Origin of the sequence: Marinobacter sp. (assembly GCF_052091845.1) — a bacterium.
Lineage (GTDB): Bacteria > Pseudomonadota > Gammaproteobacteria > Pseudomonadales > Oleiphilaceae > Marinobacter.
This window is the reverse complement of the sequence record NZ_JBQDCO010000016.1, coordinates 1-18,795: the sequence shown is the minus strand read 5'-3', so window position 1 is coordinate 18,795 and position 18,795 is coordinate 1. Positions and strand designations below refer to the sequence as shown.

The following is an 18,795-nucleotide window of genomic DNA, read 5'->3' as shown; positions in this document are numbered from 1 at the left end:
GCTTATCCCCTTTCCCCTGTTCGTTCCGCGCGCAGGCCAGCGGTGCCAACTTCCAGTTCGGGCTTGACGTTCAGCAGGCGGAGGGCATCACTCATCACCCTTGAAAACACCGGTGCAGCCACTTCGCCACCGTAATACTCCCCTGACTGCGGCGCATCTACTGCTACAACCGTTACAATTTTCGGGTTATCAATGGGCGCCATTCCAGCAAAAATTGCCTTGTACTGGCTGTCCTCATAGCCTCGCGCTCCCACCAGGTGAACCGTTCCTGTTTTACCTCCAGCACTGTAAAAGCCAGGCTGAGCTCGCTTACCCGTTCCCCGGGCAACCGCCTCGCCCAACATAGTGCGAACATCTTGCGTAACCTTTTCAGACAGCACGCGTTGACCAACGGGTTTGCCATCAAGCTTCATCAGGCTAAGGGGATACCGCGTGCCGCCATTGGCGATAACCATGTAAGCCTGAGCTAGCTGAAGGGCATTCACACTCATGCCATAACCGTAGGAAAGCGTGGCTTCCTCGACAGGGCGCCATTTGGGCGGCGCTGGCAGTACGCCTACGGCCTCTCCCGGAAAGCCAACACCAGTGGGCTGCCCAAGCCCGAGCCGTGCATAAAGATTGCGGATAGTCTCGCCACCCAGGTCCGTGGCAATCTTGCTAATACCGACGTTGCTGGATTTAACAATAATGTCGGTCAGGCTCATAACCCCATAGTTGCGGTGATCACGAATCGTGAACCGACCGAAACGGCGATAGCCGGGCGATGTATCAATCGTTTGTTTTGCCGAGTACTGGCCAGATTCCAACGCGGCCGCCATGGTGATCGGCTTCATGGTGGAACCTGGCTCAAACAGGTCGGTAATCGCTTTGTTGCGGAGATTTTCCGGTGCCAACTGGCTGCGATCGTTCGGGTTATAAGAGCCTTGATTAACCATAGCTAACACCTCACCAGTGCCAACATCCAGCATAACAAGGGTTCCGCCACGGGCGTCGTGAGCGCCCACCACAGCCTTTAGCTCGCGATAAGCCAGGTACTGCAAACGTAAATCAATGCTCAACTCAAGGTTGTGCCCGGGGCTGGCATCGCGAATAAGTGTAAGGTCCTTGATCACACGCCCGCGATTGTCTTTCAAAACACGCTTGCGGCCCGACTCGCCAGACAACCACTCATTGTATGCCAGTTCCATGCCTTCCTGACCGCGCTCATCAATATTGGTGAACCCGACAACATGGGCCGTTACTTCGCCCGCCGGATAGTAACGGCGATACTCCTGGCGCGTATAAACACCGGAAATATCCAAATCCATCGCCTTTGAGGCCAGCCCGGGCTGAACCTTTCGGCGCAGATAAATAAACTCACGCCCAGCGTAAGTCGCCAGGCGCTCACGTAGCTTCGCCTCGCCGATATCCAGCAACCGGGCAAGATTTGCCAGGCGCGGCTCGCCAGGGTCCGTCTCTGAAGGGTTAGCCCAAAGGGTTTGTACCGGTGTGCTTACGGCTAGCGGCTCTCCATAACGATCGGTTACCACGCCGCGATGTGCATCAATTGTCTCGACGCGAATGGTGCGAACATCACCCTGTTTGCGCAGAAAATCATTATCGACAACATGCAGGTCTACCAGTCGCCAGCCAAGTGTCAGCACGACCACAAGGAAAACGCCCAACACAGAGTAAAAGCGCCAGGCACTCAAGCCTGCCAACACTTTTTGACCCAGTGTTCTTGCTGTTTCCTGAGTGGCCAATCAGATCACCCTACAGATTCGTGTCACCGTGAATTACCTGGCTGCCAAGGGCGTCATCAACGGCACCAGAACAATGTCCTGCCGCCCTGGAACCGCCATACCAAAACGCTCAGAAGCAAGCCTCTCTACCCGGCCATGGCCTCCTAGCGCACTTTGCTCTAAAAGCAATTGACTCCATTCAGCCTGAAAACTGTCACGCTCTGCCTGCAGTTGCGACAATGTGTTGAAAAGCTCACGGTTCTCATGGGCACTGACAACAACACCAATAGAGGAACCCACAAGCAGCACAGCCAGGGCCAACGTCACCAGAACTCTTTTCTGCCGCGTTGCCTCAAACACCCGCCGGGAAATGCGAACGGCCGCAACAACCCCCTCGCGAACCTTTTCTTTATTGAGCTTGGCCGGCTTCACTGCCGGCTCTATGGCTACTGCGCCCATAGTCACGCGCTCCCTTGGGGTTTCTGTTGTTTATCAATACGCTCAAGCACCCGCATAACCGCGCTGCGGGCGCGAACGTTCTCACCAACCTCGCCAGCTCCGGCTTTGTTAGCCTTGCCTATCAAGCGAAAATCCGATGCCTCCTGATCGGCCGTCACGGGTATGCCTTTGGGCAACCTGGGGCCACGGGCAAGGTCTCGCATAAAACGCTTTACCAGCCTGTCTTCCAGCGAGTGAAAACTGATCACAACCAGCCGGCCACCAGGTGCCAGCCGGTCAACTGCCTGCTTTAGCCCGACTTCCAAATCTTCCAGCTCGCGATTAATGAAAATGCGAACGGCTTGAAAGGTTCGGGTCGCTGGATGCTTGTGCTTTTCTTTTTTCGGCACCGCCGCGCTGACCAGCTCGGCAAGCTCGAGTGTGGTTTCAACAGGCGCCTCCTGGCGGCGCTCGACAATCGAGCGGGCAATACGGCGGGAAAACCGCTCCTCGCCGTAGCGAAAGATCACATCGGCAATATCGCGCTCTTCAGCGCTAGCCAGCCACTCGGCCGCACTTGGCGATTGCTGCGGATTCATTCGCATATCCAGTGGGCCCTCGCGCATAAAGCTGAACCCCCGCGCGGCGTCGTCAAGCTGCGGGGAAGAAACCCCGAGATCCATCAGCACACCATCTACGCCGTTCCAGCCAGCCTCGGACACTGCGCGGCCGAGCTCAGCAAATGAACCGTGAAAGTACCCGAAGCGGGGGTCGGCTGTTGCTAAATCCTTAGCTACACTGATGGCTTCAGGGTCTTTATCAATACCCAGTAACTGGCCTGACGAACCAAGGCGCCCAAGGATAAGCTGACTATGCCCACCACGGCCAAACGTGCCATCCACATAGCTTCCACCGGGGTCACTGACCATGTAGTCGACCGCCGAATCCAGAAGTACCGAGCGGTGGGAAAACGCCGCCCCGGCCTCCGGTTTGTGGTCAGAGGTCATAACGACAACGCCTCCATCTCGGGCGGCATGTCTTCGTCGCAGGAAGACTCGTCAAGCCAGGCAAACCAGCGTTCCTCACTCCATAACTCCAGCTTTTTGCCCTGTCCGATCAGCATCAGTTTTTTCTCAAGATGGGCATAACTACGCAACGTGGGCGGCACCAATATGCGCCCGGCAGAATCCATTTCCATGGGCGCGGCGTTACCAAGCAACAAACGCTGCAGGCGGCGCGCAGCCTTGTTCATGTTGGGAAGGGCTTCAATTTTAGGACGAAGAACCTCCCACTCGGGCTCCGGATACACCAGCAGACATCGTTCTTCATCGGCGTTTGCGGTCAATACAATGCGGCCACCACAGGCTTGCGCGAGACCCTCGCGTACCTTGGCGGGGATCGCCAGGCGACCCTTTGCATCCATATTGATGGCATGACTGCCGAGAAAATTACTCATTCAACTCGTCTCTGGAGACCTGAAAAACCACAAATAACCACTAGAAACCACTTTTTCCCACTTGTGCACACTATAGAAACACGCAATTCACAATGCAAGCGCCGCAAACAGCGGCTCTCTTGGAAAAGTTCCTTTTATGACAACAAGTTACGGCCCGAGACTTAAGAGAAGGGTGACATTACAAATAAGAAAAGAAGGAAAATCAACTACCTGCAAAACTGTCTGAAGAAGACAAGTGAGGTTTAAGATTTTTTGGCTATAAGCGGCGTACCTTGAGAATAAATACGCCTTACTGAAAGAAGGGAAAACGAGCTCGCCGATAAGCCGGGTTCTGTCTTGGACAGTCATTCATCTAGGGCCTGCGTCACCACAGGCCTCAAGCAACCTACCCGAGTCCAGCGCGGGCAACGCCAACGGACTCCTATTTGGTCTTGCTCCAGGTGGGGTTTACCATCGCCGTGAACTGTTGCCAGTCACGCGGTGCGCTCTTACCGCACCGTTTCACCCTTACCGGTGTTCGTGAACAGGTCACGAGCACTTAGGCGGTCTGCTTTCTGTTGCACTTTCCGTCGGCTCACGCCGCCCAGGCGTTACCTGGCACCTTGCCCTGTGGAGCCCGGACTTTCCTCCCCCGGTAAACCGGCGGCGACTGTCTGGCGAGCTCGGGCCAGACAATACTCCTGCGCCAGGCACCATGCAAGGAAAAGCGCACACCCTGGCCTCAGCCTTCCTTGAGGCCCAGAGCACGCTGGTACAACTCATTCTTGCTCATGCCTGTCAGCTCAGAGGCGATTTTGGCTGCTTTTTTTATCGGCAGCTCAGCCATCAGGAGGCTTAGCAATGTATCCACATTGAGCTCACCTGCCATTAAATCACTCGCGGCTTTCTCAGCCCCCCGCACCACAACAACAAACTCGCCCCGGTTACCGTGGGGATCTTCCATGAGCGCTGCGTGCACATCCGCAGCGCCGCCAGAGTAGAAGGTTTCAAAGGTTTTGGTGATTTCCCTGCCCAGCACAACCTCCCTTTGCGCCCCCATCACGTCCGCTATGTCCGCGACGGTGGCCTGTATTCGGTGCGGCGACTCATAAAAGACAAGCGTCGCAACCTCCTTACGGATTTCATCTAAAGCAGTACGCCGGCCTGTGCGCTTCGCTGGCAAAAAACCCACAAACAAAAAGCGGTCGGTAGGCAGACCTGCGGCGCTCAGGGCGGCAACCAGCGCACAAGGGCCTGGAATGGGGCTCACTCGCAACCCTTCAGCCCTGACCTCCCTTACCAACACATAGCCAGGATCTGAAATCAATGGCGTGCCGGCATCGGAAATCAGCGCCACATCCTCGCCGGCCAGCAACTGCTCCACAATACTTTGAACCCGGCCCCGCTCATTGTGGTCATGTAATGCGATCAACGGCTTGCTGATACCAAGATGTTGCAGCAATCGACCACTATGGCGAGTATCCTCTGCCGCAATAACCGCCACACTGGAGAGCACGCTAACGGCGCGCGAAGACATGTCTTCCAGGTTGCCAATAGGGGTGGCCACAATATAGAGCGTTCCCCGGCCATCACCGGGTTTCATTACCTGCATGACTGTCTGGTCCGATTCAGATTTCAAAATGTACGCCTCGCGTATGAAAACGGCGCCAGCATGACACCTGCGTCATGTGAATTGGCCCGGGAGCTGTTAAACTTGCCACCATCAGATCGGCGCCACAAGCCCAAAATCCCGGAATCTATAGAGCTTGCCATGACCAAGAACCTTAATAATCACCGCGCCCTGGCCGGTATATTCGCACTCGCCCTGCTATTTACCGGCTGCGCCAGTATCGACCTGGACGCACAGGTTGCCCAATCCCCATCCCAGGCATTGGAGCTTGCTGCAAGGGAAAGCAACACGGAAAAGGCTCAACACTACTTGTTAGAGGTCGCCAGCCGGTTCCAGGAACGCGACGAGCATCGGGCGGCCCGCACATTACTCCAGAGCTCTCAGCTCGCGCAACCTGCTCCGGCACTCCAGATGCAGAAGCAGTTACTCGCCATGACAAGCGCTGTGGCATTGGAAGATCAAAAGTGGGCAGGTAGCATCGCGACCACTCTCTCGCCGGAGAGCTTCAGGGACTACAGCCCCGGCGTGATTAGCCAGGCCGCCATACTTCAGGCTGAGACCTATGCCCTGACAGGCGACAATTTCTCCGCAGCCATCACCCTAATGCTGCTTTCCCAGACCGACAGCAAAGTAAATCCACAACAGGTTCACGATCAGATTTGGGAGTATCTGAAGACCACGCCGGATCAAAAGCTGGAATCCGCGAACGAGAGCATTATCGGGTTTGAAACCGAAGGCTGGCTGGAGCTTGCCGGAAGCATTCGCGCCCCGGAACTGAGCATTGATGACCAGGGCCGCATCATCCGGCGCTGGCAAAATAACTGGCCAGGCCACCCGGCTGCACAAGTGTTACCTTCCGAGCTTAAGCTCATGGCCAGCCTGTCCGAAAACCGACCCGAAAAAATCGCCCTGGCCTTGCCACTGCGGGGCGGACTTGCCAGCGCCGGCAAAGCTATTCGCGATGGGTTTCTGGCCGCCTACTACCAGGACAAAACAGCCGACCAGAGCAAAACCGACATCCGCATAGTGGATACTTCCGAGCAACCCTTTGATGCGCTTTATAAGGAACTGGCTAATCAGGACATAGATCTGATTATCGGCCCTCTTGAGAAAGAAGCCCTGACAAGCCTGACCAACATGAAAACACTGCCGGTTCCCGCGTTAGGGCTAAACTACCTGCCCGACGAACAAAAGGTGCCTGATGGCTTGTACCAGTTCGGCCTGTCGGCAGAAGACGAAGCCCGGCAGATTGCCGACAAACTCTCCGCACAAAGCCTTGATCAAGTGCTCGTACTGATTCCGGATGGGGAGTGGGGCGACCGGGTAGAGGCAGCCCTGCTAAACCGCATGCAGCAAAACGGTGCAGTAGCATTGGATGTTGAACGGTTCTTCCGCGAGGACAACCTGCGCGCCGTTACCGCAGACTTACTGGGCATAACAGCATCCCGGGACCGGGCCATCAAGGTAGAGCGCACCATTGGCCTGAACGTCGAATTCGAGCCGCGCCGCCGCCAGGATGCCGAAGCCATTGTCATGGTGGCCGCACCAGCCATAGCCCGCCAGTTCAAACCTCTGTTTGCGTACTACTTTGGCGGCAATTTACCCGTCTACTCACCTTCCATTATTTATGAGGGCACACCAGACGCTGGCCGGGATCGCGACCTTAACCAGGTAGTGTTCACAGACATCCCCTGGGTGCTAGACGACAAAAACCCACTGCGCAATGAAGCCAGCAAAGTGCTGCCTGGAACCCACGGACAACTGGGCAGGCTGTTCGCCATGGGCGCAGACGCATGGCAACTGAGCAAGCGCCTCCCCCTGCTTCGCCAAATTGAGACTGCAGCAATCGACGGTCAAACCGGACAACTGACCATGACCCGGCAGGGCAGCATTCACCGCAACCAACGCTGGGCACAGTTCAAGAACGGAACGCCTGAACTCCTGCCACAGCCAACTGCTACCAGCGACGAAGAAGGCACCAGACCAGAGGTGCTGAGCGACTAACATTGCCACATAATCAAGGGAAGGCAGAGCCATGGAAGGCCGCAAAGCTATCGGAACACACTTCGAGGGTGTTGCCGCCCGCTATCTTGCCTCTCGCGGTGTGAAGATCCGGGAGCGCAATGTTTATAATCGCGGCGGTGAAATCGACCTGATAGGACAAGACGAAGACACCCTCGTATTTTTTGAGGTGCGCTACCGGGGCAGCGGCAGCCTCGTTGACCCGGCAAGCTCCATCTCTTATTCCAAACAACAGCGGCTCCTGAAAGCTGTTTCATTTTACCTTCATCGGCACCATTTGCGGGACACTCTCTGCCGTATAGATGTGGTGGCAATCAGCCCGGGAACCCTTAAAAAATACCGGGTACAATGGATCAAAAATGCAATCCAGGCGGGCGTATAAACTCTGATGGACAATATGGAAAACCGGATCAACCAGTTATTTGCGAGCCACATGGAGCACACCGCTCAGGCAGCCAGCACCGTCGGGCCAGCCATAGAGGAAGCCGCAGACGCCTTTGTAAGTGCTCTTCTGAATGACGGGAAAATCGTTACCTGCGCCAACGGTAACGCTAACGTCGTCGCCCAGTATTTCTGTACGGCGTTCCTGAACCGCTTTGAGCAGGACCGACCTGCCCTGCCCGCCATTAACCTCGGCGCTGACGCGACCACTTATTCTGCCATTTGTCGTGACAACCGCTTTAACGATACCTTCTCACGCCAGGTTAAGGCCATAGGCAAACCGGGCGACCTGCTATTCGTCATTGTTGACGACGGCCACAAAGCCAACCTTATTCAGGCTATTCAGGCCGCCCACGACCGGGAGATGAATGTGGTTGTGCTGAGCGCCAAGGAGAAGTCTGATATAACCTCACTGATGCACACAGAAGATCATGAAATTGCCCTGAACGACCTTTCGCCAACGGAGGCCACGCCTCTGCTTTTGGTTGTGATTAACGCTCTGTGCTCACTTGTCGATGGGAAACTTTTCGGGGGCTGACAAAAAAGCCGACGAAAGGTCGGCTTTTTTGGTCAAACTGCTGTTCGCTGAACTCTACTTCACAACCTTTAGCGTGGGCCGACCAGAAGGTCTGTCTTCCTGACCAGACTGCCTGGCACTCTCACTGTCACCAGCGCCATCAGGGTCAGGCGAACCCGGCTCACTCCCAAACACCATACCTTCACCATTTTCTTTGGCGTAGATAGCCAGAACAGCCTGTAGCGGTATAAATACCTGCATCGGTACCCCACCAAAACGGGCACTAAACTCCAGCGCACCATTACCAACGACCAGGCCACGCACAGCACCAGGGCAAATGTTCAAAACAATTTGCCCGTTTGCTACGTGTTCCGTGGGTACCTGAACACCCTGAATGCTTGCGTCCACAACGATATAGGGCGTGCAGTCGTTATCCAGTATCCACTCATTAAAAGCACGAACCAGATATGGACGGCTGGATGTCGTGGTGATTTTGTTGTCAGGCACTTATAGCCTCCTGTTCCCTGTTGCGGAACCTTACCGAATCAATCAACTACGGATATCTTCTTCAAGATCGGAAAGACTTGCCTTAAAGCCTTCGCGCTCGAAAATACTATCCATATACTTCTGCAAGGGCTTTGCCTGCTTGTCATTAAGCTCAATGCCGAGCGCAGGCAAGCGCCAAAGAATGGGTGCGATGCAGCAGTCTACAATGGTGAACTCCTCAGAGAGGAAAAACGGCATTTCACCAAACAACGGCGCAGTTGCGAGAAGACTCTCACGCAGCTCCTTGCGCGCCACCTCAGAAGCCTTGGCGTTTGGCTGGCTCAGAATCTGATCGACAAAACCACACCAGTCTTTCTGGATCCGATGGATCATCAGCCGGCTATTCGCGCGGGCTACCGGATAAACTGGCAACAGTGGCGGATGCGGAAAGCGCTCATCGAGATATTCCATCATGATGTTGGGTTCATACAGAACCAAGTCACGATCCACCAGAGTTGGCAGGGCGTTATACGGATTCAGATCAGCCAGCTCTGCCGGTGGATTATCCGGGTCGACATCAACGATATCAACGGTAACACCCTTCTCTGCCAGCACAATGCGCACTCTGTGGCTGTAGTGGCTAGTGGGATCCGAGAAAAACGTCATCGATGACCGCTTGGTAACAACGCCCATAGTACTCCCTCACGAGTAAACAAATCGAAATGGCCCTGAAAAACGCAAAAATTCCAGCGGGCCGGTTAGCGCCCACTGGAACTCAGGGAACGGGATTATACCCTATTTCTCAGTGTACGTCTTTCCAGTACTCACGATTGAGCAGGTAGGCGAAGACAAAGAAAATAGCAACAAAGATCAACACAAAAATTCCCAGGCGCTCACGCTCAACCTTGATCGGATCTGCCATGTAGGACATGAAGTTGGTCAGATCGTACATGGCACTATCGAACTCCGCTCCAGTCATGCTGCCTTCTGTAGCGTACTCCGGGCAAACGCTCCCATTGTTGATATTGCCACTCAAGGGCTCAACACTGGATTTTTTGCCAATGTTCGGCTCAACCGCACACAAACCCTGAAGGTCGACCAATACGTGGGGCATGCCCACTTTGTCGAATACCACGTTATTTACACCCAACGGCCGTGACTCATCTTTATAAAAGCCACGCAAATAGGAGTAAACCCAGGATTCGCCGCGCAGACGACTCTCCAGTGTCAGGTCCGGTGGCGGTGCGCCAAACCAGTCCGCTGCCATGTCCTTATTCATGGAGTTTTTCATAAGCTCGCCAATCTGGGCGCCGGTGAAAATAAGATTCTCTTCGAATAACTTCGCAGGAATCTCAAGATCCTCAGCCACCCTCTTGTAGCGCGCATACTCCATGGAGTGACACCCCATGCAATAGTTGGTGAATGTCGCCGCACCACGCTGGAGAGACGCCTTATCCGTGTGATCCGTCTCGATAGGATCAAGGTGAACACCACCTGCCGCCAGGCCGAGCACCGGCAGGAATGCGATGAAAAGACCAAAAATCAGCTTTCTCATTATCCTGTCACCCTCTCTGGTACTGGCTTGGTTTTCTCCATGCGCGTATAGAACGGCATCAGAATGAAGTAGAGGAAGTACAACACTGTCAGTATCTGGGCAACAGTGGTACGACCCTCGGTGGTGGGTACAAGACCAAGATAACCAAGAATAACGAAACTCACTGCGAACAACGCCAGTGCAATCTTGCTCAGCCAGCCTTTGTAGCGGATAGAGCGCACAGGGCTTCTGTCCAACCACGGCAGAACAAACAGAATCGCAATGGCTCCGCCCATCACAACCACACCCCAAAACTTCGCTGGCAGACCGAACAGGTCAACCGTTACCGCTCGCAACATGGCGTAGAACGGCGTGAAGTACCAAACAGGCGCAATATGTTCTGGTGTTTTCAGAGCATTTGCAGGCTCGAAGTTCGGCCTCTCAATAAACATGCCACCCATTTCCGGGAAGAAAAACACCACAATAAAGAAGATGAAGAAGAATACCGCGACGCCCACAAGGTCGTGCACTGAGTAGTACGGGTGGAACGGAATACCGTCTTTTGGAATGCCGTTTTCGTCTTTGTTCTTCTTGATGTCGATGCCGTCCGGGTTGTTGGAACCCACTTCGTGCAATGCAAGAATATGAAGAACCACAAGACCCAACAGAACAATTGGCAAAGCAACGACGTGCAAGGCAAAGAAGCGGTTAAGGGTAATACCCGAGATGAGGTAATCGCCACGAATCCACAAAGACAGATCTTCACCGATGACAGGAATCGCGCCAAACAGGTTGACGATAACCTGCGCACCCCAGTAGGACATTTGCCCCCAAGGCAGCAGATAACCCATGAACGCTTCTGCCATCAACACCAGATAGATCAGCATGCCAAACAGCCAGATCAGCTCACGAGGCTTCTGGTAGGAGCCATACATCAGGCCTCGGAACATGTGAAGGTAAACCACAATGAAGAAAGCCGAGGCACCCGTGGAGTGCAAATAGCGCAAGAGCCAGCCCCACTGTACATCACGCATGATGTACTCAACGGAAGCGAACGCACCCTCACCCGTCGGGTTGTAACTCATGGTAAGCCAGATACCGGTCACCAGCTGGTTGACCAGTACAAGCATTGCCAAAGAGCCGAAGAAATACCAGAAGTTGAAGTTTTTCGGCGCGTAGTATTTTGCCAGGTGATTATTCCAGGCATCAACAACTGGCAGACGCTCGTCTACCCAATTAAGAAGCTTTCGCATTACGCTGCCTCCGGATCAAGACCAATGGTGAGAGTCTCATCATCGTCGTAACGATAAGGCGGAACCTGCAAATTCAGCGGAGCAGGCTGCGCGGTGTAGACTCGCCCGGCCATGTCGTAACGTGACCCGTGACAAGGACAGAACAGGCCACCCAGCCACTCGTCACCCAAGTCTGCCGGAGCTACTTCCGGCCGATAGGATGGCACGCAGCCAAGATGGGTGCACAGACCAACAAGAACAGCCATCTCTGGCTTGAGTGAACGCAAAGCACCCTCAATGTAAGGCGGCTGCTGCGGAGTTTCAGACTGGGGATCTTTCACCTTGTCGTTGAGCTTCTTTATGTTGCTCACCATCTCATCTGTACGGCGGATCAGCCACACTGGCATACCCCGCCACGCAACGGTGATCTGCTGACCCGGTTCAATCTTGCTGATATTGACGGTTACCGGCGCACCAGCCGCTTCCGCTTTGGCACTGGGATTCCAGGATGCCACGAAAGGAACTGCCGCACCGACGACGCCGACTCCACCGACCGCGGCCGTAGCACCGATCAGAAATCGGCGTCGACCTTGGCTCACGTCGCCATTATTCATTATGGTTTTCTCCCATCAGGCGATGTCACAGCCCGCAAGAAAGCCGGCAATGCGCATCAAAAAGAACTTCACAACCCAAAATTATAAGCGACCAAATAGTAATAAAATTACCTTGCCCTTACAAGTCGGAAAGCCGCAGCCAGCGCTCGCTCTCTGCCCCGGATCAATTCGAACAGTATTGACCCTGAAACAAAAAAACCCGACCAAAAGCCGGGTTTTTCTGAGACCTGCGCCAGCGTAACTTAACGCTTGGAGAACTGAGGACGCTTACGCGCTTTACGCAGACCCACTTTCTTACGCTCGACTGCACGAGCATCACGGGTCACGTAACCCGCTGCACGCATCGACGGACGCAAGGTCTCGTCGTAATCCATCAGCGCGCGAGTCAGACCGTGGCGAATTGCACCCGCCTGACCACTGCTGCCACCACCTTTTACGGTGATATTGATATCAAACCGATCCGCAGATTCTGAAACAACCAGAGGCTGGCGCACGATCATGCGAAGCGTCTCACGACCGAAAAATTCTTCGATTGTGCGACCGTTGATAGAAATGTTACCGCTTCCCGGCTTGATAAACACCCGAGCCGTGGACGTTTTGCGGCGACCAGTACCGTAATTTTGTGCTACAGACATATCCGCCTTCCGTTAAATGTCGAGTTCTTTGGGCTGCTGGGCTGTATGAGGATGCTCAGCGCCGGCATAGACTTTCATCTTTTTGAACATGGCGCGACCAAGCGGGCCCTTCGGAAGCATGCCTTTAACAGACTTCTGAATAACTTGCTCAGGCGCCTTATCTACCAGCTTCTCGAAGCTGATGGACTTGATCCCACCCGGAAAGCCGGTATGACTGTAGTACATCTTGTCAGATGACTTATTGCCCGTAACCCGCACTTGGCCCGCATTGATCACAACAATGTAATCGCCAGTGTCTACATGAGGGGTATACTCAGGCTTATGCTTGCCCCGCAGACGACGGGCGATTTCGGTTGACAGACGACCCAGCGTCTTGCCGGCTGCGTCTACAACGTACCAGTCACGTTTTACGGTTTCTGGTTTCGCACTCAGAGTCTTCATTGATTCCGCCTTGAACGCTATAAAAAGAAACGTTAAAAACCACCACCGAGAATTGTAATACACCCAGTGAGGTTATGTACCTGTAATTTGATCGGCAGTGACACTATTCGGGGCTGAGATAGCGGCATCGCCTTGAAAAGCCAGGGCGCGAAGTATACTCGAACGATTCCTGAAAGCCAACCCTGCTGCGCATTGTTTTATGCCCACTTAACGCCACAGCGGCCGATCGTATAGTAAATGCGTATTAGCCAGTAACGCCGAGGCCAGGTCTTCCGGGTGCTCATCGCGTATCTCAGCCAGGCATTCAAAGATTCGGCGCAGATAAAACGGGGAGTTGGCACCCGCCTCTACGCCCTCAGGGGCCATATCAGGGGCGTCTGTTTCAAGCACCAGGGATTCCAGCGGCAAACGTGCAACTGCATCCCGGGTTTTGCTTGCCCGGCGGTGCGTAATAACACCCCCGACCCCTATGAAACACCCTCTGTCTACCAGCTTGGCAGCTTGCTGATAGCTACCTGAAAACCCATGCACCAGCGCCCTTCCGTGCCAGCCCTTGCGCTTCAATCTGACATAAACGTCGTCGTGGGCTTTCACCGAATGAATAATCAAGGGCAAACCAAGGCTGGACGCCAACTCAATCTGAGCATCAAACCAGGGAGCCTGAACACTCATATCGCCATGTAAACGATCCAGGCCGCACTCCCCTAGCGCAACACAACGCTCTGGCCTCTGGCTCAAGATCTGTTCCAGACTCTCCAGATCCGTGCTGGAATGTTCTTCAACAAACCACGGGTGGATGCCGAGGCAGTAATACAGCCCTGAGTGAGCCAATGCTGTTACTCGCACCCTGTTCCAATCCGCACGACGCACACCGGGAATGACCAAGCCAACAACACACTGGCTATGGGCGGCTTCAAGCTCATCGAACCGGCGGCCATCAAACTGTTGAAAATCAAAATGGCAATGTGCATCAACCAGTTTCAACTCAACCTCCACCGGTTATAGTGTCAATGCTCCCGGGTTTTATGGAACTCAACGTCCGGATAACGCTCTTGAGACAAGTTGAGGTTTACCATGGTTGGCGCGATATAGGCCAGGCGATCGCCGCCATCCAGCGCCAGATTATCGTTGTTCTTGCGCTGAAACTCGTCCAGCTTACGATCATCAGAACAGGTTACCCAGCGGGCGGTGGCAACGTTGATCGGCTCGTAAATGGCCTCTACCTTGTATTCGGTCCTAAGACGGCTGACCACCACATCAAACTGCAGAACACCAACCGCACCCACAATCAGATCATTATTTCGTAGCGGCCGGAAGACCTGAACTGCACCCTCTTCTGAAAGCTGAATCAGGCCTTTCTGAAGCTGCTTCGCTTTCAGGGGGTCTTTCAGACGAATACGGCGGAACAGTTCTGGCGCAAAATTGGGAATGCCGGTGAATTTCATGCCTTCACCAGCGGTGAACGTGTCACCCAGCTGAATAGTACCGTGGTTGTGAAGGCCAATAATGTCGCCGGCAAAGGCCTCCTCGGCATGCTCGCGATCTCCGGCCATAAACGTCAGCGCATCTGAAAACCGTACATCTTTACCGATTCTTACGTGGCGAGCCTTCATACCCTGCTTGTACTTGCCAGAGACAAGGCGCATAAAAGCGACCCTGTCCCGATGCTGCGGATCCATATTCGCCTGGATTTTGAATACAAACCCCGAAAAGCCTTCATCATCCGGCTGTACCAGCCGCTGATCAGTTTCTCTGGGCTGAGGCTCAGGTGCCCAATCCACCAAGCCATCCAGCATGTGGTCAACACCAAAATTACCCAGGGCGGTCCCAAAAAACACCGGGGTCAGCTTGCCTGCCAAAAAGGCGTCCCGATCAAACTCGTGAGAGGCGCCTTTAACCAATTCTACCTCATCACGCAATTCGTTCGCGTATTCGCCAAGAACTGCATCAAGTTCAGTATTATCCAGCCCACTGATTACCCGCTCATCTTGAATGGTGTGACCATGGCCACTCTGATAAAGAATAACTTCGTCCCGAAGCAGGTGATAAACGCCCTTGAAACTTTTACCCATGCCAATGGGCCAGGTAATTGGCGCACAGGCAATTTTAAGAACATCTTCCACTTCGTCCATGAGCTCAACCGGATCACGGGTATCGCGGTCAAGTTTGTTCATAAAGGTTAGAATCGGTGTATCCCTGAGGCGTGTAACCTCCATGAGTTTGATGGTGCGATCCTCAACACCCTTGGCGCTGTCAATCACCATCAAGCACGAATCCACGGCCGTCAGAGTGCGGTAAGTATCTTCCGAGAAGTCTTCGTGGCCCGGCGTATCCAGCAGGTTTACCAGCTTTTGGCTATAGGGAAACTGCATCACCGACGTGGTTACAGAGATGCCCCGCTCCTTCTCCATTTGCATCCAGTCAGATTTGGCATGCTGACCGGACTTCTTTCCCTTCACTGTCCCTGCTTTTTGCAAGGCGTGCCCGAACAAAAGCACTTTTTCGGTAATCGTGGTTTTACCGGCGTCTGGGTGAGAAATGATTGCAAAGGTGCGGCGCTTGGCCACTTCCTGGGAAAGGTGAGACATAGTCGAAAAAAAACCTGCGTCAGATGTTCTGAGAAAGGCAAACATTATAGGGACAATAAGGGTATTACGCGAACAGAAGCCGTAATCTTCAGGCGTGCAAGAGCAAAGACATTACTCTCGCATCTTCTCGCCCTGAAGGAGCGGGGTAATAGCCAGGCCGACGGCCGATTTCTTCAAAGCCCTCGTGCCGATAAAGCTTGCACGCAACGGTATTAGTCAGCCGAACCTCAAGCACAACCTGATTCATGCTTTCACGGATTGCTTCTGCAATCAGATGGCGCAGCAACAGCTTGCCTACGCCATCACCACGAGCCCCGGGCTGAACACAAAGATTCAAAAGCTGAACTTCATCAAGTACATAAACGACCACCGCATAACCTACCAGGGAACCGCCCAAACAAGCGCCCCAAAGACGATAACCGGACTTAAAACAATCCCGGAATACCCCCTCGGTCCAGGGATGAGAATAACCCTGGCGCTCTATATCAAGCATCTTTGGCAAATCTTCGGCCTGCAAAGGCCGGATTGTCAGCTCGAGTCCCTGGGTTGGGCTGTACACCTTGTCTGTTTTCTGCATCAGGTTGCGGCCAGCGGTTTGAGGTGCTGCCAGAGAGCGCGCTTCAACCGGGGATTACTAGCGAGTTCCGCCAAAGCGTATTCGAATTCAACTTCGGGAGTTCGTTGCAGAACATCGGCCAACCAGCCTCTGCTCTCTGCACCTTCACCGAATGAACCCAGAACGATCACTTTTTTGTTACCGGAGCCCGCCAAAACCTGCTCCATTACAGTCATCAAATCACTCAAGGCAGAACCTGGCACAAGGCGATTATTGAACACTGGCCAACGAACCCATTCAGGCTGTTGCAGCGACTTATCGCCCAGGCTCTTTAATATATTAGTGGCAAGTGTTTCTTGCAGCTGCAAACTCGCCTCTTTGGATATATGTGCAAGAAGAATATGCCGATTACCGGAAAACACCCCCATACTCACATTCAGAGCGCGGATAACGCCCCTCTGTGATTGCGGGGCTAACGCAACGGCATCTTCAGAGTCTTCGACAGCCTGGCCTGGAGGCTCAGGAGAGTGCGATCCCCGCTCTGCTTTGGTCGGCGCCGGCTCCTTTTTGCTCTCCATCATAGCCTGAAGGTTGGCAATTTGCTGGATACCCTGCTGACCGGTTTCAGAGGGTGATGCAGTGGCCTTGGCTGAGTCAGAAACCGCTGCCACGGGAAGCTCGCCCAGCACAGGTTGGCGCTCCAGCCCCTCAGGCTCCGGAAACTGGAACTCCGGGCTGGGAGCGGCGCCAGGGAGAGGCTCACGGGCGTACCATAAACGGATGCCCGCAACCCCCAGGTAAAACTGTCGCTGGGCTTCAGTCTGGTTCATTCAAACATCCGCAACCTGTGGGTGTTGCCGGATACCACCGCGACTGATCAGGTTTAGCGCCTCGATGTAGGCCTTGGCAGACGCGATGATAATATCTGTATCCGAGCCTACGCCGTTTACAATACGCCCACCCCGCTCTAGCCGGACTGTCACTTCGCCCTGAGCGTCTGTGCCGCTGGTAATGTTATTCACTGAGTACAGTTGCAGGTTGCAGCCAGAATCAACCAGAGACTCAATCGCCTTGAACGTGGCATCTACCGGGCCACTCCCTTCTGCTTCAACCTTGTGCTCTTTTCCGTCCATGGTCAGGGTCAGAACGGCTTTCGGCATTACGCCGGTTTCAGAACATACCTGGAGGCACACAAGGCCATAACGCTCATCTTCATCTTTCTGCCGAGTATCACTGGCAATAGCTTGCAGGTCTTCGTCAAAGATCTCATGTTTGAGATCAGCCAGAGCCTTGAACCGGGTGAACGCTTCATTCAATTCGGTTTCTGTTTCAAACTGTATACCTAGCTCTAGCAATCTGGTGCGAAAAGCATTTCGCCCGGAATGCTTGCCCAGCACCAAGCTGTTGGTGTGCCAGCCAACATCTTCAGCTCGCATAATTTCGTAGGTTTCACGATGCTTAAGCACACCGTCTTGATGAATGCCGGATTCATGGGCAAATGCGTTCGCCCCAACAATGGCTTTATTGGGCTGCACAGGGAAACCGGTTATCGTTGAAACTAACCGCGACGCTGGAACGATATGGCTGCTATCAATCCGGGTGTCTATGTTGAACAGATCCTGGCGGGTGCGCACGGCCATCACGACTTCTTCCAGAGAAGCATTACCTGCTCGCTCGCCCAAACCATTAATGGTGCATTCCACCTGCCTCGCACCACTGGTTACTGCAGCCAGCGAGTTGGCCACGGCAAGTCCTAAATCGTTATGACAATGTACCGAAAAAATGGCCTTGTCGGCGTTAGGAATACGATTCATCAACTGGTGGATGGTTTCAGCGAACTGTTCTGGAATGGCGTAACCAACGGTATCCGGAATATTAATGGTACTGGCACCGGCATCAATGGCCGCCTCAATAATCCGGCAAAGGAAATCCAGCTCCGAGCGCCCAGCATCTTCACAGGAGAACTCAACGTCGGCAACGTGGCCTCGTGCCCGCTTAACGGACCGAACCGCCTGTTCAATTACCTCGTCCGGCTGCATTTGCAGCTTATGCTTCATGTGGATAGGCGAGGTGGCGATAAATGTATGAATGCGCCCACGCTCAGCTGGGCGGATGGCCTCAGCGGCACGATCGATATCTTTGTCCAGCGCGCGAGCGAGACTGCAAATGGTTGATTCCTTGATGGTTTCCGCAATGGATTTAACGGCATCAAAATCACCCTGGCTTGCAATAGCAAAACCCGCCTCGATCACATCCACCCGGAGTTTCTCAAGAGCCTTGGCGATCCGAAGCTTCTCTGCCTTATTCATGGTGGCACCGGGGCTTTGTTCACCATCCCGGAGAGTCGTATCAAAGATGACCAAATGATCGTTGCCAGACATTGAGGTGCTCCATATCGCGTTTGGTTTTGTCAGCAGAGTATATCACCGGGAAGTAGAGCGAGCAGTCTTCCCCGGAATGATTAGACAAATAGCAGGCAAAAAAAACCCCCACCGGCGCGCCGAT

General features: G+C 54.0%; 20 protein-coding genes and 1 other RNA gene. 3 read left to right on the top strand and 18 right to left on the bottom strand.

Annotation, left to right across the window (positions count from 1 at the left end; translation table 11 throughout):
* Positions 1-2 precede the first annotated feature (2 nt).
* The 6 genes from ACTHYN_RS07195 to rsmI form a co-directional block, all read right to left on the bottom strand.
* Positions 3-1,742 (bottom strand): peptidoglycan D,D-transpeptidase FtsI family protein, encoded by a 1,740-nt coding sequence (locus ACTHYN_RS07195; RefSeq protein ID WP_441811782.1) that lies wholly within the window; start codon positions 1,740-1,742, stop codon positions 3-5.
* Positions 1,743-1,775: 33 nt separating this feature from the next.
* Positions 1,776-2,180, bottom strand: coding sequence for a cell division protein FtsL (gene ftsL / locus ACTHYN_RS07190; RefSeq protein WP_441811781.1), 405 nt, complete (start codon positions 2,178-2,180; stop codon positions 1,776-1,778).
* Positions 2,181-2,182: 2 nt separating this feature from the next.
* A complete protein-coding gene (gene rsmH, locus ACTHYN_RS07185; protein ID WP_441811780.1) occupies positions 2,183-3,166 on the bottom strand; it encodes a 16S rRNA (cytosine(1402)-N(4))-methyltransferase RsmH in 984 nt (327 codons plus the stop codon).
* A complete protein-coding gene (gene mraZ, locus ACTHYN_RS07180; protein ID WP_441811779.1) occupies positions 3,163-3,615 on the bottom strand; it encodes a division/cell wall cluster transcriptional repressor MraZ in 453 nt (150 codons plus the stop codon). The genes rsmH and mraZ overlap by 4 nt, the downstream gene beginning before the upstream one ends.
* Before the next feature lie 304 nt (positions 3,616-3,919).
* Positions 3,920-4,280, bottom strand: an RNA gene (gene rnpB / locus ACTHYN_RS07175) — RNase P RNA component class A.
* 56 nt (positions 4,281-4,336) lie between these two features.
* Complete coding sequence (rsmI, locus tag ACTHYN_RS07170) at positions 4,337-5,206, bottom strand: 16S rRNA (cytidine(1402)-2'-O)-methyltransferase (protein ID WP_441811817.1); 870 nt, start codon at positions 5,204-5,206, stop codon at positions 4,337-4,339.
* Between the two features lie 102 nt (positions 5,207-5,308).
* On the opposite strand from rsmI, the gene ACTHYN_RS07165 reads away from it, so the two are divergent.
* Genes ACTHYN_RS07165 through ACTHYN_RS07155 form a run of 3 tightly spaced genes read left to right on the top strand, consistent with a single transcriptional unit; the run spans position 5,309 to position 8,225 of the window.
* Positions 5,309-7,228, top strand: coding sequence for a penicillin-binding protein activator (locus ACTHYN_RS07165; RefSeq protein WP_441811778.1), 1,920 nt, complete (start codon positions 5,309-5,311; stop codon positions 7,226-7,228).
* Between the two features lie 31 nt (positions 7,229-7,259).
* Positions 7,260-7,628 (top strand): YraN family protein, encoded by a 369-nt coding sequence (locus ACTHYN_RS07160; protein WP_441811777.1) that lies wholly within the window; start codon positions 7,260-7,262, stop codon positions 7,626-7,628.
* Positions 7,629-7,634: 6 nt separating this feature from the next.
* Positions 7,635-8,225, top strand: coding sequence for a D-sedoheptulose-7-phosphate isomerase (locus tag ACTHYN_RS07155; RefSeq protein WP_441811776.1), 591 nt, complete (start codon positions 7,635-7,637; stop codon positions 8,223-8,225).
* 54 nt (positions 8,226-8,279) lie between these two features.
* Here the strand turns inward: ACTHYN_RS07155 and ACTHYN_RS07150 are convergent, their stop codons facing one another.
* The 12 genes from ACTHYN_RS07150 to ACTHYN_RS07095 all read right to left on the bottom strand — a co-directional run bounded on the left by ACTHYN_RS07150 (position 8,280) and on the right by ACTHYN_RS07095 (position 18,671).
* The gene (locus tag ACTHYN_RS07150) at positions 8,280-8,711 is read right to left on the bottom strand and encodes a ClpXP protease specificity-enhancing factor (RefSeq protein ID WP_441811775.1); all 432 of its coding nucleotides are present in this window, start codon (positions 8,709-8,711) and stop codon (positions 8,280-8,282) included.
* A gap of 42 nt (positions 8,712-8,753) precedes the next feature.
* The gene (locus tag ACTHYN_RS07145; RefSeq protein WP_441811774.1) at positions 8,754-9,383 is read right to left on the bottom strand and encodes a glutathione S-transferase N-terminal domain-containing protein; all 630 of its coding nucleotides are present in this window, start codon (positions 9,381-9,383) and stop codon (positions 8,754-8,756) included.
* Positions 9,384-9,492: 109 nt separating this feature from the next.
* Positions 9,493-10,245: a cytochrome c1 gene (locus ACTHYN_RS07140; RefSeq protein WP_441811773.1), complete on the bottom strand. Its 753-nt coding sequence runs from the start codon at positions 10,243-10,245 to the stop codon at positions 9,493-9,495.
* Positions 10,245-11,477 carry a cytochrome b gene (locus ACTHYN_RS07135; RefSeq protein ID WP_441811772.1) on the bottom strand — a complete coding sequence of 411 codons (1,233 nt, stop codon included), beginning with the start codon at positions 11,475-11,477 and terminating at the stop codon, positions 10,245-10,247. Before ACTHYN_RS07135 ends, ACTHYN_RS07140 begins: the two co-directional genes overlap by 1 nt.
* Positions 11,477-12,070, bottom strand: a complete 594-nt coding sequence (gene petA / locus ACTHYN_RS07130; protein ID WP_441811771.1) for a ubiquinol-cytochrome c reductase iron-sulfur subunit — start codon at positions 12,068-12,070, stop codon at positions 11,477-11,479. Before petA ends, ACTHYN_RS07135 begins: the two co-directional genes overlap by 1 nt.
* Before the next feature lie 242 nt (positions 12,071-12,312).
* Complete coding sequence (gene rpsI, locus ACTHYN_RS07125; protein ID WP_441811770.1) at positions 12,313-12,705, bottom strand: 30S ribosomal protein S9; 393 nt, start codon at positions 12,703-12,705, stop codon at positions 12,313-12,315.
* 12 nt (positions 12,706-12,717) lie between these two features.
* The gene (gene rplM, locus ACTHYN_RS07120) at positions 12,718-13,146 is read right to left on the bottom strand and encodes a 50S ribosomal protein L13 (protein ID WP_441811769.1); all 429 of its coding nucleotides are present in this window, start codon (positions 13,144-13,146) and stop codon (positions 12,718-12,720) included.
* A 207-nt stretch (positions 13,147-13,353) separates the two neighbouring features.
* Positions 13,354-14,130 (bottom strand): TatD family hydrolase, encoded by a 777-nt coding sequence (locus ACTHYN_RS07115; protein WP_441811768.1) that lies wholly within the window; start codon positions 14,128-14,130, stop codon positions 13,354-13,356.
* A 23-nt stretch (positions 14,131-14,153) separates the two neighbouring features.
* Complete coding sequence (gene prfC, locus ACTHYN_RS07110; protein WP_441811767.1) at positions 14,154-15,734, bottom strand: peptide chain release factor 3; 1,581 nt, start codon at positions 15,732-15,734, stop codon at positions 14,154-14,156.
* Positions 15,735-15,822: 88 nt separating this feature from the next.
* Entirely contained in the window at positions 15,823-16,311 is a 489-nt protein-coding gene (gene rimI / locus ACTHYN_RS07105; RefSeq protein ID WP_441811766.1) for a ribosomal protein S18-alanine N-acetyltransferase, read from the bottom strand.
* Positions 16,311-17,120 (bottom strand): 2-isopropylmalate synthase, encoded by an 810-nt coding sequence (locus tag ACTHYN_RS07100; RefSeq protein ID WP_441811765.1) that lies wholly within the window; start codon positions 17,118-17,120, stop codon positions 16,311-16,313. The genes rimI and ACTHYN_RS07100 overlap by 1 nt, the downstream gene beginning before the upstream one ends.
* Complete coding sequence (locus ACTHYN_RS07095) at positions 17,121-18,671, bottom strand: 2-isopropylmalate synthase (protein ID WP_441811764.1); 1,551 nt, start codon at positions 18,669-18,671, stop codon at positions 17,121-17,123.
* Positions 18,672-18,795 lie beyond the last annotated feature (124 nt).

Bases quoted from the DNA above. Each gene is read 5' to 3' on its own strand.
- ftsL (WP_441811781.1), bottom strand. From the start codon at position 2,180: ATGGGCGCAGTAGCCATAGAGCCGGCAGTGAAGCCGGCCAAGCTCAAT.
- rsmH (WP_441811780.1), bottom strand. From the start codon at position 3,166: ATGACCTCTGACCACAAACCGGAGGCCGGGGCGGCGTTTTCCCACCGC.
- mraZ (WP_441811779.1), bottom strand. From the start codon at position 3,615: ATGAGTAATTTTCTCGGCAGTCATGCCATCAATATGGATGCAAAGGGT.
- rsmI (WP_441811817.1), bottom strand. From the start codon at position 5,206: ATGCAGGTAATGAAACCCGGTGATGGCCGGGGAACGCTCTATATTGTG.
- ACTHYN_RS07160 (WP_441811777.1), top strand. From the start codon at position 7,260: ATGGAAGGCCGCAAAGCTATCGGAACACACTTCGAGGGTGTTGCCGCC.
- ACTHYN_RS07155 (WP_441811776.1), top strand. From the start codon at position 7,635: ATGGACAATATGGAAAACCGGATCAACCAGTTATTTGCGAGCCACATG.
- ACTHYN_RS07145 (WP_441811774.1), bottom strand. From the start codon at position 9,383: ATGGGCGTTGTTACCAAGCGGTCATCGATGACGTTTTTCTCGGATCCC.
- ACTHYN_RS07140 (WP_441811773.1), bottom strand. From the start codon at position 10,245: ATGAGAAAGCTGATTTTTGGTCTTTTCATCGCATTCCTGCCGGTGCTC.
- ACTHYN_RS07135 (WP_441811772.1), bottom strand. From the start codon at position 11,477: ATGCGAAAGCTTCTTAATTGGGTAGACGAGCGTCTGCCAGTTGTTGAT.
- petA (WP_441811771.1), bottom strand. From the start codon at position 12,070: ATGAATAATGGCGACGTGAGCCAAGGTCGACGCCGATTTCTGATCGGT.
- rpsI (WP_441811770.1), bottom strand. From the start codon at position 12,705: ATGTCTGTAGCACAAAATTACGGTACTGGTCGCCGCAAAACGTCCACG.
- rplM (WP_441811769.1), bottom strand. From the start codon at position 13,146: ATGAAGACTCTGAGTGCGAAACCAGAAACCGTAAAACGTGACTGGTAC.
- prfC (WP_441811767.1), bottom strand. From the start codon at position 15,734: ATGTCTCACCTTTCCCAGGAAGTGGCCAAGCGCCGCACCTTTGCAATC.
- rimI (WP_441811766.1), bottom strand. From the start codon at position 16,311: ATGCAGAAAACAGACAAGGTGTACAGCCCAACCCAGGGACTCGAGCTG.
- ACTHYN_RS07100 (WP_441811765.1), bottom strand. From the start codon at position 17,120: ATGAACCAGACTGAAGCCCAGCGACAGTTTTACCTGGGGGTTGCGGGC.
- ACTHYN_RS07095 (WP_441811764.1), bottom strand. From the start codon at position 18,671: ATGTCTGGCAACGATCATTTGGTCATCTTTGATACGACTCTCCGGGAT.